At 58.9% G+C, this 21,670-nt stretch carries 23 protein-coding genes; 11 read left to right on the top strand and 12 right to left on the bottom strand.

Translation table 11 applies throughout. The annotated features are described in order from the left end of the window. Positions 1-22: 22 nt before the first annotated feature. The 10 genes from AW06_RS04225 to AW06_RS04270 form a co-directional block, all read right to left on the bottom strand. Positions 23-499 (bottom strand): hypothetical protein, encoded by a 477-nt coding sequence (locus AW06_RS04225; protein WP_138677731.1) that lies wholly within the window; start codon positions 497-499, stop codon positions 23-25. Between the two features lie 8 nt (positions 500-507). Then, on the bottom strand, positions 508-1,554 hold the full coding sequence (locus AW06_RS04230; RefSeq protein ID WP_273704371.1) for a PilW family protein: 1,047 nt from the start codon (positions 1,552-1,554) through the stop codon (positions 508-510). Continuing rightward, on the bottom strand, positions 1,551-2,189 hold the full coding sequence (gene pilV / locus AW06_RS04235; protein ID WP_046535847.1) for a type IV pilus modification protein PilV: 639 nt from the start codon (positions 2,187-2,189) through the stop codon (positions 1,551-1,553). The genes AW06_RS04230 and pilV overlap by 4 nt, the downstream gene beginning before the upstream one ends. 9 nt (positions 2,190-2,198) lie before the next feature. Next, the gene (locus tag AW06_RS19880) at positions 2,199-2,756 is read right to left on the bottom strand and encodes a GspH/FimT family pseudopilin (protein WP_138677733.1); all 558 of its coding nucleotides are present in this window, start codon (positions 2,754-2,756) and stop codon (positions 2,199-2,201) included. Beyond that, positions 2,750-3,214 carry a type IV pilin protein gene (locus AW06_RS04245; RefSeq protein ID WP_046535848.1) on the bottom strand — a complete coding sequence of 155 codons (465 nt, stop codon included), beginning with the start codon at positions 3,212-3,214 and terminating at the stop codon, positions 2,750-2,752. The genes AW06_RS19880 and AW06_RS04245 overlap by 7 nt, the downstream gene beginning before the upstream one ends. A 285-nt stretch (positions 3,215-3,499) precedes the next feature. Further along, a complete protein-coding gene (gene ispH / locus AW06_RS04250) occupies positions 3,500-4,420 on the bottom strand; it encodes a 4-hydroxy-3-methylbut-2-enyl diphosphate reductase (protein ID WP_034946085.1) in 921 nt (306 codons plus the stop codon). 8 nt (positions 4,421-4,428) lie between these two features. After that, positions 4,429-4,899, bottom strand: a complete 471-nt coding sequence (locus tag AW06_RS04255) for an FKBP-type peptidyl-prolyl cis-trans isomerase (RefSeq protein WP_246148467.1) — start codon at positions 4,897-4,899, stop codon at positions 4,429-4,431. Next, a complete protein-coding gene (gene lspA, locus AW06_RS04260; RefSeq protein WP_034946088.1) occupies positions 4,896-5,408 on the bottom strand; it encodes a signal peptidase II in 513 nt (170 codons plus the stop codon). The genes AW06_RS04255 and lspA overlap by 4 nt, the downstream gene beginning before the upstream one ends. Then, positions 5,395-8,223: an isoleucine--tRNA ligase gene (gene ileS, locus AW06_RS04265; protein WP_034946091.1), complete on the bottom strand. Its 2,829-nt coding sequence runs from the start codon at positions 8,221-8,223 to the stop codon at positions 5,395-5,397. The genes lspA and ileS overlap by 14 nt, the downstream gene beginning before the upstream one ends. Before the next feature lie 8 nt (positions 8,224-8,231). Further along, positions 8,232-9,155, bottom strand: coding sequence for a bifunctional riboflavin kinase/FAD synthetase (locus AW06_RS04270; RefSeq protein ID WP_034946094.1), 924 nt, complete (start codon positions 9,153-9,155; stop codon positions 8,232-8,234). A gap of 74 nt (positions 9,156-9,229) precedes the next feature. Here AW06_RS04270 and AW06_RS04275 point away from each other — a divergent pair, with 74 nt between their 5' ends. The 9 genes from AW06_RS04275 (at position 9,230) to AW06_RS04315 (ending at position 18,324) form a co-directional block, all read left to right on the top strand. After that, a complete protein-coding gene (locus AW06_RS04275) occupies positions 9,230-11,686 on the top strand; it encodes a heavy metal translocating P-type ATPase (RefSeq protein ID WP_273704372.1) in 2,457 nt (818 codons plus the stop codon). Between the two features lie 6 nt (positions 11,687-11,692). After that, on the top strand, positions 11,693-11,947 hold the full coding sequence (gene ccoS, locus AW06_RS04280; protein ID WP_273704383.1) for a cbb3-type cytochrome oxidase assembly protein CcoS: 255 nt from the start codon (positions 11,693-11,695) through the stop codon (positions 11,945-11,947). A 292-nt stretch (positions 11,948-12,239) separates the two neighbouring features. Continuing rightward, positions 12,240-13,670, top strand: coding sequence for a cytochrome-c oxidase, cbb3-type subunit I (gene ccoN / locus AW06_RS04285; protein ID WP_034946300.1), 1,431 nt, complete (start codon positions 12,240-12,242; stop codon positions 13,668-13,670). Positions 13,671-13,683: 13 nt separating this feature from the next. Then, entirely contained in the window at positions 13,684-14,298 is a 615-nt protein-coding gene (gene ccoO, locus AW06_RS04290; RefSeq protein ID WP_034908591.1) for a cytochrome-c oxidase, cbb3-type subunit II, read from the top strand. A gap of 7 nt (positions 14,299-14,305) precedes the next feature. Next, entirely contained in the window at positions 14,306-14,500 is a 195-nt protein-coding gene (locus AW06_RS04295; protein ID WP_034946103.1) for a CcoQ/FixQ family Cbb3-type cytochrome c oxidase assembly chaperone, read from the top strand. Continuing rightward, the gene (gene ccoP / locus AW06_RS04300) at positions 14,497-15,396 is read left to right on the top strand and encodes a cytochrome-c oxidase, cbb3-type subunit III (RefSeq protein WP_034946106.1); all 900 of its coding nucleotides are present in this window, start codon (positions 14,497-14,499) and stop codon (positions 15,394-15,396) included. Before AW06_RS04295 ends, ccoP begins: the two co-directional genes overlap by 4 nt. A 179-nt stretch (positions 15,397-15,575) precedes the next feature. Then, on the top strand, positions 15,576-16,994 hold the full coding sequence (gene ccoG, locus AW06_RS04305) for a cytochrome c oxidase accessory protein CcoG (RefSeq protein WP_034946109.1): 1,419 nt from the start codon (positions 15,576-15,578) through the stop codon (positions 16,992-16,994). Then, positions 16,991-17,545, top strand: coding sequence for a FixH family protein (locus AW06_RS04310; protein WP_034946111.1), 555 nt, complete (start codon positions 16,991-16,993; stop codon positions 17,543-17,545). Before ccoG ends, AW06_RS04310 begins: the two co-directional genes overlap by 4 nt. Before the next feature lie 98 nt (positions 17,546-17,643). Next, entirely contained in the window at positions 17,644-18,324 is a 681-nt protein-coding gene (locus AW06_RS04315) for a TonB family protein (protein ID WP_273704373.1), read from the top strand. On the opposite strand, the gene AW06_RS04320 is transcribed toward AW06_RS04315, so the two are convergent. After that, on the bottom strand, positions 18,302-18,871 hold the full coding sequence (locus tag AW06_RS04320; RefSeq protein WP_034946115.1) for an NUDIX hydrolase: 570 nt from the start codon (positions 18,869-18,871) through the stop codon (positions 18,302-18,304). The genes AW06_RS04315 and AW06_RS04320 overlap by 23 nt on opposite strands. Positions 18,872-19,158: 287 nt before the next feature. On the opposite strand from AW06_RS04320, the gene motA reads away from it, so the two are divergent. Next, entirely contained in the window at positions 19,159-20,016 is an 858-nt protein-coding gene (gene motA / locus AW06_RS04325) for a flagellar motor stator protein MotA (protein WP_034946118.1), read from the top strand. Between the two features lie 32 nt (positions 20,017-20,048). Further along, positions 20,049-21,014, top strand: coding sequence for a flagellar motor protein MotB (motB, locus tag AW06_RS04330; protein ID WP_034946121.1), 966 nt, complete (start codon positions 20,049-20,051; stop codon positions 21,012-21,014). Positions 21,015-21,035: 21 nt separating this feature from the next. Here motB and AW06_RS04335 read toward each other — a convergent pair whose 3' ends face one another. Further along, positions 21,036-21,644 carry a glutathione S-transferase gene (locus tag AW06_RS04335; protein ID WP_034946124.1) on the bottom strand — a complete coding sequence of 203 codons (609 nt, stop codon included), beginning with the start codon at positions 21,642-21,644 and terminating at the stop codon, positions 21,036-21,038. Positions 21,645-21,670: the final 26 nt, after the last annotated feature.

A 21,670-nucleotide genomic window follows, 5' to 3' on the forward strand; every position in this document is an offset into this window, starting at 1 on the left:
CTTATCGTCATCTGGTGAATGATCAGGAGCAACCGCCGGGCGGCAAGATGCCGCGAATCCCCTGATTGACAATGGTTCTGCCGGCAAAAACCGGGTCTCTGGCATCCGCCCGAACGTCGAAATAGACGGCCTGCAGGGCGCTTGGACCCAGCATGTTGCCGCTGCCCACCCCGGCAAAGTCGGTGCACGCCACTTCGTTGGCGGTCAAGGTGACATTCGTCAGGTGGCTGAATTGTCGGGAAGTAAAATCGAAGTCATCGCTCAGATTGACGTCCAGGACGGCGCCATGGAAGAAATTTCCTCGGTTCCTGTTCATGAAATCCCAGATGGCGGCCTCTGCATTGGCCAGGTTCTGGGCCGAAATCTGGCTGGCGCCACCGATTCTCAGTTCGATGACGCCGGTGCGCAGCATGGAGATCACCAGCAGCGTCATGATCACCATCATGATCAGGCTGAACATCAATACCACGCCGGCTTGTGATTGAGCGGTTGTTTTCATGGGGATGGTCATGATGAGGGTAAAAATGCAAGCCGTTGAGCGATGTTGCGAACCTGAAAGGATTGCGTGAAGACATGTCGATGATAGTTGCAGGGCAGACCGTCCTCCTGGCAGTTCACTTCGGCAGTCCCGTCACCATCCAGATCGTAGGAGCGGCTGCGATCGTCATAGTCGTTGCTCGGCTTGGGCGAGCGAACCAACAGGGAGATCCTCGCTGTCACCACCCGCTCCGCAAACTGTGCGGCCGTCGGTGTCTCGGTGTAGGTCACCGGCGCACCCGTGCCGCCGGTGCCGAGACCATAGAGAATCCGTACCGCTTCGATACCTTCCGCGATAGCGACCTCGGACATGGTCGTGCCGGCAAGTTCCTGCCGTACCAATGTGGGAATTGGCTGGTTGCCGTCATCGGAGGCAAGACAGGCTCCGCCCGTACCGGTAGGACGACTGCAGGGGCGAAGATAGTATGCCCTGGCCTGATAGGGATAGATTGGCGCCTCGGTTCCACCCAGAAAAAGTCGTTTGGGCGGTGTCCCTAAACCGGCATATTGGTCGCCCCGGAACAGGATCCCGCCGCTTGGATCCGACTGCACATACAATGTCCCGGCGTTCAGGGCGGCAGGCAGCACCGCGATTCCCGTGGCTCCGCGCACCACGAGAATGAAGCTGCCAGTGAGGAAATTGGCCGAATTGATGCAGGACATGCCGGCAAGCGTGTCCGTACCGAGCGCTTGCGCGAAATTGATGGCCCAGTTGGTGCCACAATCGTTGGTAATGGCAATGGCCACCGGAATGGTCAGGTCGTTCGTGGCCATGTGGCCATAGAAGCCCGCCATACGAAGGTCGGCGCCAATGGTATTGAGTGCATAGGCGCCGTTCTCCTGCATGCGGGAGAATTCGTCATTGACCTTGAACACGCGGGTGGAATTGGCGAATAGACCGCCCAGGGCGAGCAGCAGGATGATGCCGATCGTCATGGCGACCATGACTTCGACCAAGGTCATACCGCGTTGTCGCGCATGTGCTGTGGGCCGAATGAACTTGCGCATGATCATCATGAACATCCCCAGGGTGCGGCGGCGTTCAACTGGCAGGTGACAACCGTGAGGGTGACCAAGCGGCGGCGCGCAGCAGTTCCGTAAAGTCCCGCGCCGCATGCCGAGGCCGTTGTGGCGTCAGGGGCGACGGTATCGCTCTCACCCTGCCATGCCACGCTGACCAGGAATACTGGTTGAGTGGCGGCGGGTCTCTCGATACATCCCCTGGCTCCGATGATGCCGCCAACACGATTGGTCGCAGCATCCTTGATTTCCGATTCACCAGCAAGCACGCCGTCCCAGGTGGCGAGGTGATTCTGCGCAATCTGCTGGCTGGTGCAGCTGGGACCGCTCAAACACTTGGCGTCGCTGGCAAGCGCCTTGTACGTTGCGAACAAGCCTCCTCGTCCAGGCATGCCCGTCCCTTCGGTGACCCCCGTCACGTAGAACGGGGCTCCGCCCTGATTGGCGCGAATTTTTTCGGCCATTTCCTGTGCCATGGCCAGCGCCTGTTGGCGTTGATAGGCCTCAAACCCAGCGCGCTGCCCCTTGAGCATGAGGGCTGCAATGCCGAGCAAAGCAATCATGAGGATGAGCAGGGAAATCAGCACCTCAAGAAGGGTGAATCCGCGCGTGGCCTGCTGAAAGAATTTCATGGCGCGTCCTCAAGGGCAACCGGCAACGCCGCTGACAGTCGTGACACGACCCGTCGGGCTGAACTCCAGCAGGCGTGCCGGTACGCTCGGGGAAATGAGCGTGGAACTGACGGTGATCCCCCGAATCCCCGTTTTTTCGGCGCCGGCATTATAGGTACGCACCCGGCCGTCTCCTCCAAAGCTCAGAACGTCGATCGAATTGTCCACATTCGTACCAACGCTGCAGACTCTGACGGTATTGTCGAGGGCCGGTCGGGAGATGAGGACTCCTTCACCTGCGTCCCACACCCCGTCGCGGTCGGCATCGTCAAAGACCTGCCAGCCACCAATCCACTGGGACGTAGTACGCGTGATGCCGACGCGGGTGCCGCGCTTGATCGCTTCGATGCGCGCCAGAGCCAGGTCAGCCGTGAGGTCCGAAGTCACTGTCCTGAGGCGTTGATTGGCGATCATTTCCTGAAAGGGAAGCGTGGCCATGCTCATCAGAATCCCGAGGATGACAATGACGACGATCAGTTCAATCAGGCTGAAGCCGTGATTCAGCCCTGGTTTGCTGGCCGTTACCATGGCTTGTCCGTGCCTGCCGTGTAGACATTATCTCCATCGGTGTCTCGCCACTTCAGGGTTCTGTTGTTGATCACCAGATTTCCGTCCCCAGCCATTCTGGCGCCTGCCTTCGGGGCCATGAACAGCAGGAAGGCAGGAGGCGTGGCCGCATTATTCACGCCGGTAAAATCGGGGTCGGCGTAGTCTGTGGCAACGTCTGTCGGAGTGCTCATGCCCAGTCCGCCAGCGCCGACACCGAGCAGGGTTGCGTATTGCCGATTGTCAAGCAGATACTGCTCCTGACGCTGCGCAACATCGAGCAAGAATTGCTGGGCGGCGGCACGATGGGCTCGACGGATATACTCGTTGTAGGCCGGTACGGCAATCGCCAGCAAAATGCTGATGATCGCCACAACCATCATTAATTCAATCAGCGTAAAGCCGGAACTGTTGGGTTCTCTTGGATGATTGATCATCATTTTGCCTGGGAGGTAACGTGTTGGGCATGGCCTCAAGCGGGTCGGGCGGGGCCCAGACACAGCTCATCATAGTCGAGGGTGGGCTGCGAGCAAGCACGGCACGATATACGGCGGCTTGTGGGAGATGAGTGGTGCGGGGGGTATCGTTCGGCTGAGATCGAAGGGCTGGCAGTGGTCGAACCAGGCATTTTTCGAGATCATATCCGACGTATTTAATGGCAAGAAAATCGTCAGCCGCCATCCCAATGAGCGAACCACCGGGTAGTAGTTCGCCCGGGGTGATGACTACTGTAGTTCGCGCGGCAGGGCGAAGGTCACGTTTTCTTCAGTGCCGTCGAGTTGGCCTACCTTGGCCGGGTCGCCACCCGACAGGCGATCAACGACCTCCTGGACCAGCACCTCCGGGGCGGAGGCGCCGGCGGTGACGCCAACCCGGCTGGCGCCAGCGAGCCAGGCCGGGTCAATCTGTTCGGCCTGGTCGATGAGATAAGCGCGGCTGCCAATCAGTTCAGCGACTTCACGCAGGCGGTTGGAATTGGAACTCGACCGACTGCCGATGACGAGGATGACTTCGGTGGATCTGGCTAGCTGCTTGACCGAATCCTGTCGGTTCTGCGTGGCGTAGCAGATGTCGTCCTTCTTCGGGCCGATGATCTCGGGAAAACGCGCCTTCAAGGCCGCCACTACCTGGGCGGCGTCGTCGACCGACAGGGTGGTCTGTGTAACGTACGCCAGGCGGGCCGGCGCGTTGACCTGCAACTGGCGCGCGTCGACGACTGTCTCGACGAGATACATGCCATCAGGGCTTTGTCCCATGGTTCCCTCGACCTCAGGATGCCCCTTGTGGCCAATCATCACGATCTCGCGGCCCTCCTTGCGCATCTTGGCGACTTCGGCATGCACCTTGGTGACCAGTGGACAGGTGGCATCGAAGACCTTGAGGCCGAGTGCTGCGGCCTCTTCACGGACTGCCTTCGAGACGCCGTGGGCACTGAATATGACTGTACTGCCGGCGGGTGCCTGAGCCAGTTCGTCAATGAAGATGGCGCCCTTGGCACGCAGATCGTCACAGACGAACTGGTTATGCACCACTTCATGGCGGACGTAGATCGGTGCACCGAGGGTTTCGATGGCGCGTTCGACGATGGCGATGGCGCGCTCGACACCAGCGCAGAAACCACGTGGATTGGCAAGAATGACTTGCATGCGGGGCCTCACATGATGGCGATGATTTCGACTTCGAAACGGATCGGCTTGCCGGCAAGTGGATGGTTGAAATCGAAGAGCGCACCGCTGTCGGTCAGCTCGCGCAGAAAACCGGCAAAGCTGGTTGACCCGTTCGGGGAGCTGAACTCGATCAGAGAGTTGACCCGAAGTTCGATTTCCGGCGGCAACGCACTACGGGCGATGCGTTCGACGAGGCGTGGGTTGTGGGATCCAAAGGCGTCCAGACCGGCAAGATGGAAAACGTGACGCTTGCCGGCGGCAAGGCCGAGCAGGCAGCTTTCGAGCGAGTCGGCAAGCTGGCCACTGCCCATCTGGAGAGTGGCCGGCGAGAGGTCGAAAGTGCTGACGTAATCTCCGCCGTCATCGGCAGAGAGGCGGTAGTGCAGCGTCAGGAAGCTGTCGGACCTCACTGTAGCGACGGCAGCAGGCAGTGAGTCGGCGTTTGGTATGTCGATCAAGACGGCTCCTGGTGGCGGGTGTGCATGGAATCGGGTGTGCCCGGTTTGCGCGCAAACTGGTCCCAAGCCATCAGCAGCGCACCGATACAGATGGCCGAGTCGGCGATGTTGAAGGCTGGCCAGTAGAAACCCGCAGCGTGCCATTGAATGAAGTCAACCACGGCGCCGAAGCGCAGGCGGTCGATGACGTTTCCCAGCGCACCGCCGAGGATCAGGGTGAGGGCCAGCGAGAGTCTGAACTCACCGCTGTGACGCGGCAGGATGCTGACGATCCAGACCGAGATGCACAGCGCCAGGACCGTGAAAAACCAGCGTTGCCAACCGCCGGCGTCGGACAGGAAACTGAAGGCGGCACCGGGGTTGAAGGTTAGTACCCAGTTGAAGAAAGGTGCGAAGTAGATCGAGTCGCCAGGTTGCAGCCATGCGAGAACCAGCCACTTGCTGATCTGGTCGACGCCGACAATGATGCCGGCTAGCCACAGCCAGCGGTCGATATTACGCGAAGGCACGGGTCTCGCCCTCACCATACAGGTTTTCGATGCAGCGACCGCAGAGGCCGGGGTGATCGGGGTGAACCCCTACATCCGGGCGCAGGTGCCAGCAGCGCTCGCATTTGGCATGGGCCAGTGGCGCACAGAGAAGCCGGTCATTGGCGTCGCGAATGACTTGGGTCTGCGAGCAGATCAGGACAAAGCGCAGGTCGTCCCCCAGTGAAGAAAGAATCTCGTACTTCTCGCCATCGCAGTAGAGGCTCACCTCGGCCTGCAACGGTGAACCGATTTTGCCAGCGATGCGCAGTTCCTCGAGGGCGCGCATGACTTCGGCGCGATAATTACGGATTTTGTACCATTTTTCGAGCAGTTCGCCTTCAGACGCCGGTGACGGCAGCGCTTGCCAGGTGTGCAGCATCACCGACTGTTCGCGGTCACCAGTCTGTAGTTGCCAGATCTCTTCGGCAGTGAAGCAGAGGATCGGTGCCATCGCCTTGGTCAGGCTTTGCAGGATGTGCCACAGAGCGTTCTGCGCCGAGCGGCGCGCCGGGGAAGCAGTGGCCGTGGTGTATAGGCGGTCCTTGAGGATATCGAGGTAGAAGCCGCCGAGATCCTCGGAACAGAAGGTCTGTAGCGACTGCACGACGCGGTGGAACTCGAAGCGTTCGTAGTCGGCTTCGCATTGCGCTTGCATTTGCCTGGTCATGGCCAGGGCGTAACGGTCGATCTCCAGCCATTCCTCAATCGGCAGTCCGTCGCGGCTGGCATCGAAGTCCGAGGTGTTGGCGAGCAGAAAGCGCAGCGTGTTGCGAATGCGGCGGTAGGCTTCGACGACGCGTTTGAGAATCTCGTCGGAGATCGACAGTTCTCCCGAGTAGTCGGTAGCCGCGACCCACAGGCGAAGGATCTCGGCGCCGAGGGTATCGGCAATCTTCTGTGGTGCGATCACATTGCCTTTTGATTTCGACATCTTCAGGCCCTTGCCGTCAACGACGAAGCCATGCGTCAGCAAGGCCTTGTATGGCGCGCGGCCGTCCAGCGCGCAGCCGATCAGCAGCGAACTCTGGAACCAGCCGCGATGCTGATCCGAGCCTTCCAGATAGAGGTCGGCCGGATAAGCCAGTTGGCTGCGATGCGAGCCGCGCAGGACACTCGAGTGTGTCGACCCGGAGTCGAACCAGACGTCGAGGGTGTCGCTCATCTTGCGATACTCGCTGGCTTCGGTGCCGAGCAGTTCGCTGGCGTCGAGCGCGAACCACGCTTCGATACCGGCTTTTTCGACGCGTTGTGCGACGGCTTCGATGAGTTCGCCGGTGCGTGGATGCAGCGCCGCCGTTTCCCGATGCAGGAAGAAGGGCAGGGGAACCCCCCAGTTGCGCTGCCGTGAAACGCACCAGTCGGGGCGTGTGCGCATCATCGCTTCGAGGCGCGCACGACCCCAGGATGGGAAGAACTGCGTTTCGTCGACCGCACGCTCGGCACACCAGCGTAGTGTCGGCTGCTCATCACCAGGCGGGGCCGAAGTCGTGCCGGGTGAGTTGGGGCGGTGCTCCATGCCGATGAACCACTGTGTTGTGGCACGGAAAATGATCGGAGTCTTGTGGCGCCAGCAGTGAGGGTAGCTGTGCTGGATTTTTTCGGACTTGAGCAGGTGACCGTTGCTGGCGAGTTCCTGCAGGATGAGCGGGTTGGCCTCCCAGACCGTCTTCCCTGCAAGTTCGCCAACGGCCAGCGCTGGCGTGCCGGCAACGAAGCGCCCGTCATCACCGACCGGATTGTTAACCGGCAGACCGTAGACCTTGCCGATCAGGTAGTCGTCGGTGCCGTGCGCTGGTGCGGTGTGTACCAGACCGGTACCGGCTTCGATGGTGACATGCAGGCCGCAGATGATTGCCACGTCGCGCGGCTGGAACGGGTGTTTGAGCAGCACCTGCTTGAGCGCGACGCCCTTCGCAGCGCCGATCACCGTGCCGGTCAACCCATAACGCTGCAGGCAGGCTTCGGCGAGCTCACGCACGAGGATCAGCGTACCTTTTGGGGTATCGATCAACTGGTAGTCGAATTCCGGGTGCGCACAGACAGCCTCGTTGGCTGGCAGCGTCCACGGCGTCGTCGTCCAGATCACCGCGAAAGCCGGCCCGCGCAGGTGCGTCAGACCGAAAGCCCTGGCCACCTTGTCGGAATGATTCGGATGTACTTCAAAGGCGACGTCGATCGCAGCCGAAGTCTTATCTTCGTATTCGACCTCGGCTTCGGCCAGTGCGGAACCGCAATCGAGACACCAGTTGACCGGCTTCAGACCCTGATAAAGGTAGCCCTTCTCGAGAATCCTGCCGAGCGCGCGAATCTCGTCGGCCTCGGTCTTGAAGTTCATTGTCAGATAAGGCTGGTCCCATTCTCCGAGAATGCCAAGGCGGATGAAATCCTTCTTCTGGCGCTCGATCTGTTCATTGGCGAAGGCCCTGCACAGCTCGCGTACACGGTCGGCTGGGACATGCTTGCCGTGCAGTTTTTCGATCTGGTGTTCGATTGGCAGGCCATGGCAGTCCCAGCCTGGGACATAGGGCGCGTCGAAGCCGGCCAGCGTCCTGGCGCGGACGATCATGTCCTTGAGGATCTTGTTGACCGCATGGCCAATGTGAATGTCGCCGTTGGCGTAGGGGGGGCCATCGTGCAGGACGAAGCGCGGGCGCCCCTGCGAGACCTCGCGGATGCGCTCGTAGAGCCGGGTCTGTTGCCAGGCGGCAACCCATTGCGGCTCGCGGCGTGCGAGGTCGCCACGCATCGGGAAGGGCGTATCGGTGAGATTGAGGGTTTTCTTGTAGTCGGCCATGTTGGTTCTCACAACTGGAAGTACTGTTTCACGGCGGCAACATCGCTGGCGATCTGCGCCTTGAGAGCGCCATAGTCAGGAAATTTCATTTCATCCCGCAACTTGTGCAGGAAGCGGACGTTCAGATGGGCGCCATAGATGTCGGCGCAGAAATCAAGAAGATGCACTTCAAGCAGTGGCCGTACCACTTGCTGGGCACTCGGCCGGTAGCCGAGGTTGGCGGCGCCTCGGTGTGGGCCACCTGGCAGGCCTTTGACTTCGACCGCAAAGACTCCTTGCAGCGGTGGTCGTTCGTGTTTGATGCGAATGTTCGCAGTGTGAAAACCGAGTTGTCGTCCGATCTGATCGCCGTGCATGACGCGTCCGTCGATCGAATAGGGACGGCCGAGCAGACGCGCCGCGTGTTCAAGCCGCCCGGACTGCAGGGCGTTGCGAACAGCCGAACTCGAAGCGCGCTCGCCATCGAGAGTGATGCTTTCCATGGACTCGACCTGAAAACCGAGCCTGGCGCCGGCGTTGCGCAGCGTTGCAAAGTCGCCGGCGCGCCCAGCGCCGAAGCGAAAATCGTCGCCGACAATCAGATGCCGGACGCGCAGCGCGTCAACCAGCACCCGTTCGATGAATTCTTCGGCGCTCAAGGCGGCGAAACGAGCATTGAAATGGCAGACGTGCACCATGTTGACGCCGTCGTCGGCGAGTAATTCAAGCTTCTCACGTAGTGTGGACAACCTTGATGGTGCCGATTCGGGTACAAAGAATTCGCGCGGATGTGGTTCAAAGGTGAGCACTGCTGCCGGTAGGCCGAAGCTTTTCGCCGCCGCCGTCAGACGAGCGAGCAGTGCGCGATGGCCAAGGTGCACGCCGTCGAAGTTGCCAACGGTCAGGACGGTGGCACTGGGCGCTATCTGTGAAAAACCGCGATAGACGAGCATCAGGAGCGAGTGGGAGCGGACAAAACATGCGATTATAACCAGTTTTGTCTTCTTCTCCTTGTTTAAGGTCGGCGATGAAGGTCAGCAATTGCTACCATTGCGGTCAGCCCATACCCACTTCAGTAGATCTTGCGGTCAACATCGACGGGCAGCCGCGCGCCATGTGCTGCGGTGGATGCCAGGCAGTGGCACAGACTATAGTAGACAACGGACTGACCGACTACTACCGTCATCGCGATACCTTGCCGAATGCGCCACACGAAGCTCTGCCGGAGATCGTCGAGAGCCTGCGATTCTACGATCACGCCGATTTCCAGAAGGGCTTTGTACGGGACCTCGACGGCGGTCCCGACAGTAGCGAGCGCGAGGCCTCGCTGATTCTCGAGGGGATCACCTGTTCAGCGTGCATCTGGCTCAACGAGCAGCAGCTTTGCCGCCTCGCGGGGGTGACTGCAGTCGATATCAATTACGCGACGCGGCGTGCGCGAGTGCGTTGGGACGAGAGGCGGATCAAGCTGTCGGACATTCTCGCGGCAATATCGGCGATCGGATATCGAGCTTATCCCTACGACACCGCGAGAAGCGAGGAACTGGCGCGCCAGGAACGGCGCGGCGCGCTGTGGCGAGTGTTCGTCGCCGGTTTCGGCATGATGCAGGTGATGATGTACGCCGTGCCGGTATATTTCGCGGGGGCCGGCGAAATGATGCCGGCGGCTGAACAATTGTTGCGCTGGGCCAGTCTGGTCCTGACAGTGCCTGTGGTCTGCTATTCGGCCGCGCCCTTCTTTCGCAATGCCTGGCGCGATCTCCGGCTGCACCGTGCAGGAATGGATGTGCCGGTGGCACTGGGAGTTGGGGCTGCCTTCGCAGCCAGCGTCTGGGCGACGCTGACTGCAAGTGGCGAGGTCTATTTCGACTCGGTGACGATGTTCGTCTTCTTTCTGCTGAGCGGTCGATTCCTGGAAATGACCGCTCGCCAGCGCGCGGTCAGCGTCACCGAGGCACTGGCCCGGCTGATGCCGGTGGTGGCGGCGCGAGTATCGGCGTACCCGGCGAGTCGCGACTTCGAACAGGTGATGGCCGCCGATCTGCAGCGTGGTGATGTCGTCCTGGTCAGACCTGGCGAGACGATTCCGGCGGACGGGAAAGTCATTGAAGGCGAGAGTAGTGCCAGCGAGGCGTTGTTGACGGGGGAAAGTGCGCCGGTGCAGAAACGCCCGGGTGTATCGGTCACTGCTGGTGCGGTAAATATCGAGAGCCCGTTGCTGATCGAGGTGACGCAGGTCGGCGATGCGACTCGACTGTCGGCAATTGTCCGTCTGATGGAGCGCGCGGCCTCCGAGAAGCCGCGTATCGTTGAACTGGCGGACCGCATTGCCAGCCACTTCATCGTCACGCTGCTGTTTCTTGCTGCGGCGGTGGCTCTCGCCTGGTGGTTCATCGACCCTCGGCAGATGCTGTGGATCACAGTTTCGGTGCTGGTCGTCACCTGTCCCTGTGCCTTATCGCTGGCCACCCCGGTAGCGTTGACGGTGGCCAGTGGAGCAATGGCCAGGATCGGCCTGCTGGTGACGCACAGTCATGCCGTTGAATCCCTGGCGCAGGCCAGTCATTTCGTTTTCGACAAAACCGGGACGTTGACCACCGGCGAAATGCAGGTGCTTGAAATACTGCCTCTTGGCAGACTCGATCAGCAAGACAGTCTGGCGCTGGCGGCGGCTCTCGAGCAGGCGTCGGAGCATCCGATCGCCGCCGCCTTGCGGCAGGCCACCGGGGGCAAGTTGCTGCCGGCGGTCGACGAGCCGAGCAACGAGCCGGGGTCCGGCATGAACGCCCAGAATGCCGGACGGTCGGTGCGTCTCGGCCGCCCGGACTATGTTCAGGTGCTGCATGGCAAGCCCCTGCCGGACGCTGCACAGTCTCTGCTTACGAGTAGCGATACGGTGATCGCGCTCGGCGACGAGTCGGACTGGATTGCACTGTTTCGCCTTGGCGACAAAACACGGCCGGAAGCGGCGGCGATGGTCGCGGCACTGCGTGCCGGAGGGCGACAGGTGGCGCTGTTGACTGGTGACGCTGCACCGGCTGCCCATCGTGTTGCGCAGGCACTGGGTATCGACGAGGTGCTGGCGAACGCGTCACCACAGGCCAAGCACGACTATGTGCGCCACTTGCAGGCCAACGGGGCGGTGGTGGCGATGGTCGGTGACGGCGTCAATGATGCCCCGGTATTGGCGCAGGCGCAGGTTTCGGTAGCCATGGGGGGTGGGTCGCAATTGGCACGCACACAGGCCGATCTGGTGCTGCTTTCCGAAAACCTGGATCATCTCTGGCGCGGCGTGGTCGTTGCGCGGCGTACTTTGCACGTGATTCGGCAGAATCTGTTATGGTCTTTTGCCTATAACCTGGTTGCCTTGCCACTGGCGATGAGTGGCTTCATTACGCCGTGGATGGCCGGCATCGGCATGTCCGGGAGTTCATTGCTGGTGGTTGCCAATTCGTTACGGCTGCAGAAAGGCTGCAAGGGCTGATCGATGATGGAAACGCTGTACTTGCTGATTCCGATTTCCGTGGCGCTGGTCTTCCTGATCGCCATTGCCTTTTGGTGGTCACTGCGCAACGGCCAGTTCGATGACCTCGAAGGGCCGGCCTACCGCATTCTGATGGATGACGATCGCTCATCAGATCTGTCATCGCAAGCTTCGGAGAACGTTACCAAGGGGGGACCGGATGGGGTGCCCGCCTCGGATAGTTGTAGGCCAGGCCCGGCGGCCAATCTGTGCGACTCTTGACGCAAGTCAAGAGGATTCTCCAACGGCTTGGGATAATTTATCCGTCGATGGTGGGTTTGCTGATGGATCCAATGCGTAGGGGGATGAGGGATGTTGCTTTGTTGGGGTGGGGGGGTGCGTTGCAACGCCCCCTTTTTTGTGCGGCATGATTCGCTGGCGAAGGCCGTGGCGCTTGATCTGTGTCAAATTGGAGCCCGAAAGGTTAGAATAGCATCCATATAGTCAATGCTCGGCATAAGGGCATTCAGGGCGGTGAAAGCCGGTTTCTAGTCAAAAACGAGGTGAGTCCATGTTGGAAGCTCAGTCAACATACAACTACAAGGTGGTGCGGCAGTTTGCCGTGATGACCGTCATCTGGGGGATTGTCGGAATGCTGGTGGGGGTGATCATTGCCGCCCAACTGGTCTGGCCTGATCTCAACTTCGGGCCGTATCTGCATTTCGGTCGCCTGCGGCCATTGCATACCAACGCGGTTATTTTTGCCTTTGGTGGCTGCGCCTTGTTTGCGACCTCCTACTACGTTGTTCAACGCACCAGCCATGCGAGGATCTTTTCGGATGGTCTAGCGGCGTTCACCTTCTGGGGCTGGCAACTGATCATCGTCCTGGCCGCGATCACCCTGCCGTTGGGTTTCACGTCGGGCAAGGAATACGCCGAACTCGAATGGCCGATCGACATTCTGATCACCGTGGTCTGGGTCGCTTATGCGATCGTGTTCTTCGGTACCATTGCCAAGCGCAAGGTCACCCATATCTATGTGGCGAACTGGTTCTACGGCGGCTTCATTCTCGCCGTTGCTCTGCTGCACGTGGTCAACAGCGCCGCCATTCCGGTCTCGCTGACCAAATCCTATTCAGTCTATGCTGGTGTGCAGGACGCGATGGTGCAGTGGTGGTATGGCCATAACGCGGTTGGCTTCTTTCTTACGGCAGGCTTCCTGGGAATGATGTACTACTTTGTCCCGAAGCAGGCCGGTCGCCCGGTCTATTCATATCGCTTATCGGTGGTGCATTTCTGGGCGCTGATTTTCACCTATATGTGGGCCGGTCCGCACCATCTGCATTACACGGCACTGCCGGACTGGACCCAATCGGTGGGCATGCTTTTCTCGCTGATTCTGCTGGCCCCTTCGTGGGGAGGCATGATCAACGGGGTGATGACCCTCTCGGGTGCCTGGTACAAACTGCGTGACGACCCGATCCTCAAGTTTCTGATTACGTCTCTGTCATTCTACGGCATGTCAACCTTTGAGGGTCCGATGATGTCCATCAAGACGGTTAATGCGCTGTCGCACTACACCGACTGGACGATTGGTCACGTGCATTCGGGTGCGCTGGGCTGGGTGGCGATGATCTCGATCGGTGCGATCTACTATTTGTTGCCGCGCCTATATGGCAAGTCCGAAATGTTCAGCGTCAAGCTGATTACCGTGCACTTCTGGGTATCGACAATCGGCGTCGTTCTCTATATCGCCTCGATGTGGATTGCCGGGGTGATGCAGGGGCTGATGTGGCGTGCGGTCAATCTCGACGGAACCCTGACCTACAGCTTCGTGGAATCGGTCAAGGCTTCGTATCCGTTCTGGGCGATCCGTTTTCTCGGCGGCTTTCTCTTCCTGTTCGGCATGCTGATCATGGCATACAACATGGTCAAGACGATCGCCAGTGGCCGTTCGGTCGATGATGCACGCGTCGTCCTCGTGCCAGCCGCTCATCACGCCTGACCGGAGAAACAATATGAAACTTACGCATGATGCAATCGAACGCAATGTGACCTTGATGGTGGTACTCACCCTGTTGGTGGTCAGCATCGGCGGCTTGGCCGAAATCGTGCCGCTTTATTTCCAGAAGTCCACCACCGAGCCGGTGGCTGGGCTCAAGCCTTACGATCCGGTGCGTCTGACCGGTCGGGATGTATACATTCGCGAAGGTTGCTTCCTTTGTCATTCGCAAATGATTCGCCCGTTCCGTGCGGAAACCGAGCGTTATGGGCATTATTCGGTCGCCGGTGAGTTCGTTTACGACCATCCGTTCCAGTGGGGTTCGAAGCGTACCGGTCCAGACCTGCATCGGGTCGGGGGCCGCTATTCGGATGAATGGCACCGTGCGCACCTGATCAATCCGCGTGACCTGGTTCCCGAGTCCAACATGCCTGCCTTCGCTTTTCTCGAGAAGGCGCCTGCTGATGCGAACAGCATCGAGGCCAAGATGCACGCCTTGCGCAAGGTTGGAGTGCCCTATACCGATGATGAAATTGCCGGGGCCAGAAAACAGCTGGAAGGAAAGAGCGAACTGGACGTACTCATCGCTTATCTGCAGGGGATGGGCATCGAAATGAAGAACGTCAAGTAATCAGCGCATGGACATCAACGATCTGCGAGCCATCGTAACCGTCGTTTCCCTGCTGACTTTCCTTGGGATAGTCTGGTGGGCCTACGGCGTGAAGGGCAACAAGAAGCGCTTTGAAGAAGCGGCAATGCTGCCGTTCGCCGATGAAGAGGCGGATCTGGCCGAATTGGGCCTGGACCGTAACGGACAAAGGAAAGCATCATGAACGATTTTGTGAATCAGTTTTGGAACTGGTACGTTATTCTCTTCGTGCTGGTCAGTATCATCGCTTGCGGTGTGCTGCTATGGATGCAAAGTGTTCCCACCGGTGGCAAGGGCGATACCACTGGGCATGTCTGGGACGAGACCCTGGAGGAATACAACAACCCGCTGCCAAAGTGGTGGATGTGGCTGTTCTACATTACTGTCATATTCGGACTGGTTTACTGCGCGTTCTATCCGGCGCTGGGCAGTTTCCAGGGCATGCTGGGCTGGTCGTCGAGTGGACAACTGACAAAAGAATTGGCCAAGGCGGATGAACAGACCAAACCACTCTACGACAAGTACATGAAAATGGACCTGCGGACACTGGCGGCCGATAAGGAAGGCAACGAGACCGGTAAGCGTCTGTATCTGACCTACTGCATGCAGTGTCATGGAGCCGACGCACGCGGCTCGAAGGGTTTCCCGAATCTGGCTGACCATGATTGGCAGTGGGGTGGCGAGCCGGAGGCCATTGTCCAGACGATCAGCGCCGGCCGGGTCGGAATGATGCCGCCACATGCCCAGATCGGGGCCGAAACCATCAAGGATCTTGCCAATTACGTGCGATCTCTGTCGGGGTTGCCTGCGGATTCACTGCGCGTGGCCAAGGGGCAGGAGGCTTTCAACAGCGTCGGATGTTCGGGCTGTCATGGTCCGGATGCAAAGGGCATGCAAGCCCTGGGTGCCCCGAATCTGACCGACAAGATCTGGCTCTACGGTAGCGCAGAATCGTCGATTATCGAGACCATTACCAAGGGCCGCACCAACCAGATGCCGGCCTGGAAGGATTTTCTCGGAGAAGAAAAGGTGCACGTCCTGGCCGCCTATGTGTTGAGTCTGAGCACAGGCAGCAAATAGTCAAGGTCGATCATCGCGGAGCGGCTCGGGCTGCTCCGCCCCTTTCTAGTTTGCGCTGCGCCGCTGCTTTGCTACAGAACCTGCAATGCGCTCTCCCTGATTCAAATCAACGCCATGTTCTCGCCAAAGAGGTAATATCAGCGTTCGATGTAATTCTGAAATAGATCGGAGCTGAGATCATGAACCAGATGGCCAGTGGCAAGGCCAAGGCAATTCCTGTCCAAGTTGATGGTTTGTATGAGAAACATCATACCGTTTATGCCCGGAGCGTAACCGGGTTTTTCAACAGTTGGCGGTGGGTGATGGTCTGCGTGACCCAGGCCTTGTTCTATGGGCTATGCTGGATCGAATGGGGCGGTCGGCAGGCGGTGCTCTTCCACATTACCGAACGCAAGTTTTACATTTTTGGCCTGGTTTTCTGGCCGCAAGATGTGATCTACCTGGCCGTACTACTGGTGATTTCTGCGTACGGGTTGTTCCTGGTGACGGCCGTGGGTGGTCGTCTGTTCTGCGGTTATGTCTGTCCGCAGACGGTCTACACTGAAATCCTGATGTGGATCGAACGTAAGATCGAGGGCGAACGCCCGGCGCGAATGAAGCTCGACTCGCAGCCGATGTCTCCGCGCAAGTTTCGTCTCAAGTTCATCAAACATTCGCTGTGGCTGCTGGTGGCCTTGTGGACAGGAATCACCTTTGTCGGCTATTTCACGCCGATCAAGGAATTGCTCAACGAAATCGCGGCTTTCGAACTGGGGCCATGGGAGGCTTTCTGGATATTGTTCTACATGGCTTTCCTCTATCTGATGGCCGGTTTCCTGCGCGAGCAGGTCTGCAAATACATGTGTCCGTATGCGCGCTTCCAGGGGGTGATGTTCGATCCGGATACTCTGATCATCAGCTATGATCCCGAACGAGGTGAGCCACGGGGGGGGCGTCGGAAAGGTACCGTAGCTTCCACAGCGAAGCCACTCGGCGACTGCGTGGACTGCAGCATCTGTGTTCAGGTTTGTCCAACCGGTATTGATATCCGTAATGGTCTGCAACTCGAATGTATTGCGTGTGCAGCCTGCATCGATGCCTGCGACCAGGTGATGGACAAGGTGGGTTCCCCGCGTGGACTGATCCGCTACTCGACCGAAAATGCCCTGGCCAAGCACTATACAGTCGGCGAGATGTTTTCCCACCTTCTGCGACCGCGGACGCTGCTGTACTCGAGCATCCTGCTGGCGATCGTTCTGGCAGCAGCGTGGAGTCTCGCCCACCGGGTGCCCTTGAAAGTGGATGTCCTGCGTGACCGTTCGACCTTGTCACGCGAGGCGGACGATGGACGCATCGAGAACGTGTTCAGATTGCACATTTCGAATACCGACGAAGCACCACATCGCTATTCGATCAACGTCAGCGGTATTGATGGTATCGATATTGTGGGTGAACGCAGCGTGGAACTCCCATCAGCTTCATCGAAGACGGTGGCGCTGTCTGCGCGTGTTGAGCCGGCGGCGGGCAAGAAGGGTTCGAATCCGATCTTCTTTGAAGTACGGGCCGAACAGAACGAAAAAATCGCCGTGCGTGAGAAGACGAGTTTCTTCCTGCCATGAACTCCAGACTGAATGTCGGCACCTCGGTGTGGTATCGCGAGCCGTGGCCGTGGATTTTGATGTTGGGTCCTCTGATCGTCATCGTCGCAGGTATTTTGACCACCTATCTGGCTGTGGTCAGCAGTGATGGCCTGGTAGAAGACGACTACTATAGGCAGGGCCTGACGGTCAATCAGCGCTTTGCACGCGATCATCGGGCTATCGAGCTGGGAATCGAGGCCGAATTGCTCATGGGTACCGATGGGAATCGGATTCGTGCGCTGCTACGCGGCAAGGACGGGGTCCGCCTACCGGAAACGCTGAAGCTGCGCATCGCTCACCCGACGCGTCAGGGTTTTGATCAGCAGGTGCTCCTACGTTCCTCCGGCGGAGGGGCGGTCTATACTGGAACCGTGAAGCCGTTTGCTGGCCGCTGGCACATTACGCTTGAGGACGACGGGCAGCAGTGGCGGTTGGTGGGCGAATGGATGGCCGAGAAGGAATCGGTTCTGCGATTGCCCGTGGCTGTCGTCGGAACGGGAACGGCAGCGACAAAGGGAAATTCCGATTAGAGTGGGAGGGTCAGAGCAGGTCGATGCTCGAATCGGCCCATTCTCGCTTGTGGTCTGCCTTGGTGGTGTCCGCTTTAGCACATGTGGGCTTGTTGACCATGGTCGTCGAAATTTTGCCATTGCGCCTTGCAGTGGCCACGAAGCCGATCCTGGCGGTGCTCAAGATGCCAAATCAGGCGCTGCCGGCGGATGTTGCCGTGCCGTTGCCTACCTCCATCCATTCGTCGGCGCGCCCCAGAACGGCGCCGCAGTCGATTCCTGTGCAACCTGTCCGCAAGGAAACGCGGGGGCGCCCGGTCGACCCGGCAGTACTGGCGTTCCCGGCGCACGGCAAAGCTGAGCGCTCGTCGCCATCGCCATCGCCATCGCCATCGCCATCGCCATCGCCATCGCCATCGCCATCGCCATCGCCGTCAGTGTCAGAGGGGGGAGCATCGCCCGCTGGTACGTCCAATGTACTGAGTGAAGGAGCCAGTGCCGACGACCTGCGCCAGTATCGTGTCGCGCTGGCGATCGCTGCACGCCGTTTCAAGCGATACCCGCCGGTGGCACGGGAGCGTGGCTGGGCAGGTCGGGTCGAGGTCGCGGTGAACCTGAGTTCGTGGCAGCCAAGCCCGCGATTCTCTCTGTCCCAGTCAAGTGGGCATTCCGAACTCGATGAACAGGCGCTTTCGATGATCGAACAAGCCTCGGCCATCACGACCTTGCCTGAAAGTCTCAGGGGTAAGGATTTCCGGGTATTGCTACCGATTGAATTCACCCTTTCGGATGATCGCTAACCCTGTGCCAATCTTGGTGAGGCTGCAGTGTTTCTTCATGGAACACGAACCGGCCCGCACTGCGATCGGAAAAATAGGCTTTCAGGCATAGGGTAACGCTCTGAAAGGCGAGATCCTGCCATGGAATGGCAACTTCCGAGAAGAGTGCTGTTTCGAGGGTTTCCAGGCCCGCAGAGAAACCGATATCGAGCAGTCGGGCACGGTAGAACAGGTGTACCTGGTTGATATGCGGCACATTGATCAGCGAAAAGAGTTGTCTGATATCGACCCGGGCACAGGCTTCCTCGAGCGTTTCACGGATGGCTGCCTGGGTCGTCGTTTCTCCGTTTTCCATAAACCCGGCAGGCAGGGTCCATAAGCCATAGCGAGGGGCAATCGAACGTCGGCACAGCAAAATTTGATCCTGCCATTCGGCAATACAGCCGACGACAAGCTTAGGGTTGAGGTAATGAATTGTCCCGCAGTGCTGGCAGACGTGGCGTGGCAGGTTATCGCCCTCCGGAATGATCAGGCTGACCGTTCGGCCGCACTGACTGCAGAATTTCATGGGTGGGACCCCTCTGGCGATGGTTTGATCATCCAGCAAGTTTATATGATTCGTACCGAGAAGGAATGCGTGCGCGAGTGGGTATTGCGCGGGAGCGGCGAGGACGCCTGAGAGATTGATCGTGCGGCAAGAACTGCCAGTCATGCGCCGAAGATGAGGTAGAGGTACCCCGAGAATTGGCTGCTGTGAGTGGTTCGCAATCTGGCTAGAATGCGGGACAATGACGGGCCTGGAGCTGCGACGTTCGCGGAACGTGCAATCACGAGAAGGACGGGAGGGGAGGGCGGATGTTTCTGATTGTTGGGTATGTGATCATTCTGGCGGCAGCACTGGGAACCTATTCGGTTCACGGCAGCCTGGCTGCCCTATGGGTACCGCTTGAATATGTCGCGATCGTTGGTCTGACGATCGGTGGCTTTGTCGCATCCAACGACATCAAGATCATCAAGACGACGGTGGGTGCATTGCCGGGGATCTTCAAGGGCTCGAAGTTTACCAAGGTGCTCTACGTCGATCTGTTGGCGATGCTCTTCGAGGTGCTGGCCAAGGTGCGCAAAGAAGGCCTGATGTCGATCGAAAGCGACGTCGAGAATCCGCAAAACAGCCCCATATTCAGCAAGTATCCGTCGCTTGTCGGTGATCATCATGTGATGGAATTCATTACCGATTACTTGCGGATGATGGTTGGCGGCAACCTCAATGCCATCGAGATCGAAAATCTGATGGATATAGAAATCGAGACGCACCACCACGAGGCCGAGACACCGGGGCATGTGGTATCCAAGGTCGCTGACGCCGTGCCGGCCTTTGGTATCGTCGTGGCGGTGATGGGGGTGGTCAACGTCATGGGCTCGGTGGGTGAGCCACCGGCCGTGCTCGGGAAGATGATCGGCGGAGCGCTGGTGGGGACCTTCCTCGGCATTCTCATTGCCTACGGTTTCGTTTCGCCGGTGGCCAACCTGCTTGAGCAGAAGGCACAGGACGGTGCGAAGATTTATCAGGTGATCAAGGTCGTCCTGCTGGCGTCGATGTCCGGTTATGCGCCGCAAGTGGCCGTCGAGTTCGGGCGCAAGACGCTGGTGGCCGGGGTTCGTCCGACTTTCAGCGAACTCGAGGAGGAACTCAAGAACCGCAAGGGCAAGTAAGCCATGCTATTGCAGATGTCCGGAGGAACTGAGTGAGCGACGATGTACGACCGATAGTCATCAAGCGCGTCAAAAAATTCGCGGCGGGTCACCACGGTGGTGCGTGGAAGATCGCCTATGCCGACTTCGTGACGGCGATGATGGCTTTTTTCCTGTTGATGTGGCTGCTGGGGTCGACTGCCAGTGGTGACTTGAAAGGGATCGCCGATTATTTTCAGAACCCGCTGAAGATCGCTTCCACGGGTGGTTCGGGGACGGGTGACAGTTCGAGTGTGCTCAAGGGCGGCGGCAAGGATTTGTCGCGCACCGCAGGACAGGTCAAGGGGGGTGACGTGGAGGCCAAGAGCAAGGCGGTGAACCTCAAGGAAACCAATGCCGAACTCGCGCGCAAGGAGTTCGAAGAGCGTGAAAAGATGATGCTCAGCGATCTCAAACAGAGTATCGAGAAATTGATCGAGAGCAATCCGGCGATCCAACAGTTCAAGAGTCAGCTTCTGATCGACATTACCAGTGAAGGTTTGCGAATTCAGATCGTCGATGAGCAGAATCGTCCGATGTTCGATACCAGCAGTGCCGAGCTGAAACCCTATACGCGGGTGATTCTGCGCGAGATCGGCAAGGCGCTGAATGCCGTACCGAACAAGCTGAGTCTGTCGGGTCATACCGACGCGGCGCAATTTGGTGGTGGCGAAAAGGGTTTCTCGAACTGGGAGCTTTCGGCGAATCGTGCGAACGCGTCCCGGCGCGAGATGATTCTCGGCGGGATGGATGAACACAAGGTGTTGCGCGTTGTTGGACTCGCGTCCACGGTATTGTTCGACAAGAACGACCCGCTCAGTTCGGTCAATCGCCGGATCAGCATCGTCGTTCTGAACAAAAGATCGGAAGAGTCGCTATTGCAGGAGGACGGCAAGGGTGACGCGGTCGAAGTCGGTACGCAGGGAATCGACAGCAAGAAGATGACGCCACCAGCCACCCCTGGCGGAAAACCCGGTTGATGCGCAGCAGCCAGTAGGCGGTCAGATTTGCGGAACAGTGTCCAGGAAAGCACGCCGCCGCATCAGCTTGTCGTAGAGACGCGCGAGGTTGGGATGCTTTTCCTGCCAGTCGATGTCGGGAAAACGGAATGCCAAGTAGCCGAGCGCACATCCGACAGCCACGTCAGCGAGCGAAAAATGGGTTCCCATGCACCAGGTATTGTCGGCCAGTTCGCCTGACATGAACTCCAGGCTGCGGATGATCTTGTCTTCCTGGCGTGCCACCCATTCGCTGCTCTGCAGCTCGCCAGGCCGCTTCTTTTCCAGAAAAACCAGTGCGGCCGCATCGCATACGCCGTCCGCCAAGGCTTCCCAACGTTTGACTTCAGTCCGTTCGCGATTTTGCCCCGGCATCAGCTTGTTGTTCGGCGCCACATTGTCCAGGTACTCGACAATCACCCGTGAATCGAACAGAACAGTATTGTCGTCGAGGACGAGTATCGGGATCTTTCCGAGCGGATTGACGTGGGCGACCTGATTTTCCGGTGTCCAAGGAGAGTCGAGTTCGAAATCGTAGTCGATCTTCTTCTCGGCCAGCACGACGCGCGTTTTGCGGACGTAGGGACTGGTCAGTGATCCGATAAGCTTCATTGGCTTCCTGAGGGTAATTGCTTGCA

It is taken from the genome of Candidatus Accumulibacter cognatus, from assembly GCF_000584975.1.
Taxonomy (GTDB): domain Bacteria; phylum Pseudomonadota; class Gammaproteobacteria; order Burkholderiales; family Rhodocyclaceae; genus Accumulibacter; species Accumulibacter cognatus.

Coding starts and splice junctions, on each gene's coding strand:
- AW06_RS04245 (WP_046535848.1), bottom strand. CDS start 3,214: ATGATGATCAATCATCCAAGAGAACCCAACAGTTCCGGCTTTACGCTG.
- ccoO (WP_034908591.1), top strand. CDS start 13,684: ATGAAACTTACGCATGATGCAATCGAACGCAATGTGACCTTGATGGTG.
- ccoP (WP_034946106.1), top strand. CDS start 14,497: ATGAACGATTTTGTGAATCAGTTTTGGAACTGGTACGTTATTCTCTTC.
- ileS (WP_034946091.1), bottom strand. CDS start 8,223: ATGGCCGACTACAAGAAAACCCTCAATCTCACCGATACGCCCTTCCCG.
- AW06_RS04275 (WP_273704372.1), top strand. CDS start 9,230: ATGAAGGTCAGCAATTGCTACCATTGCGGTCAGCCCATACCCACTTCA.
- ccoS (WP_273704383.1), top strand. CDS start 11,693: ATGGAAACGCTGTACTTGCTGATTCCGATTTCCGTGGCGCTGGTCTTC.
- AW06_RS04320 (WP_034946115.1), bottom strand. CDS start 18,871: ATGAAATTCTGCAGTCAGTGCGGCCGAACGGTCAGCCTGATCATTCCG.
- AW06_RS04295 (WP_034946103.1), top strand. CDS start 14,306: ATGGACATCAACGATCTGCGAGCCATCGTAACCGTCGTTTCCCTGCTG.
- ispH (WP_034946085.1), bottom strand. CDS start 4,420: ATGCAAGTCATTCTTGCCAATCCACGTGGTTTCTGCGCTGGTGTCGAG.
- AW06_RS04230 (WP_273704371.1), bottom strand. CDS start 1,554: ATGATGATCATGCGCAAGTTCATTCGGCCCACAGCACATGCGCGACAA.
- pilV (WP_046535847.1), bottom strand. CDS start 2,189: ATGAAATTCTTTCAGCAGGCCACGCGCGGATTCACCCTTCTTGAGGTG.
- AW06_RS04270 (WP_034946094.1), bottom strand. CDS start 9,155: ATGCTCGTCTATCGCGGTTTTTCACAGATAGCGCCCAGTGCCACCGTC.
- AW06_RS04335 (WP_034946124.1), bottom strand. CDS start 21,644: ATGAAGCTTATCGGATCACTGACCAGTCCCTACGTCCGCAAAACGCGC.
- AW06_RS04225 (WP_138677731.1), bottom strand. CDS start 499: ATGAAAACAACCGCTCAATCACAAGCCGGCGTGGTATTGATGTTCAGC.
- ccoG (WP_034946109.1), top strand. CDS start 15,576: ATGAACCAGATGGCCAGTGGCAAGGCCAAGGCAATTCCTGTCCAAGTT.
- AW06_RS04315 (WP_273704373.1), top strand. CDS start 17,644: ATGGTCGTCGAAATTTTGCCATTGCGCCTTGCAGTGGCCACGAAGCCG.
- motA (WP_034946118.1), top strand. CDS start 19,159: ATGTTTCTGATTGTTGGGTATGTGATCATTCTGGCGGCAGCACTGGGA.
- AW06_RS04310 (WP_034946111.1), top strand. CDS start 16,991: ATGAACTCCAGACTGAATGTCGGCACCTCGGTGTGGTATCGCGAGCCG.
- AW06_RS19880 (WP_138677733.1), bottom strand. CDS start 2,756: ATGGTAACGGCCAGCAAACCAGGGCTGAATCACGGCTTCAGCCTGATT.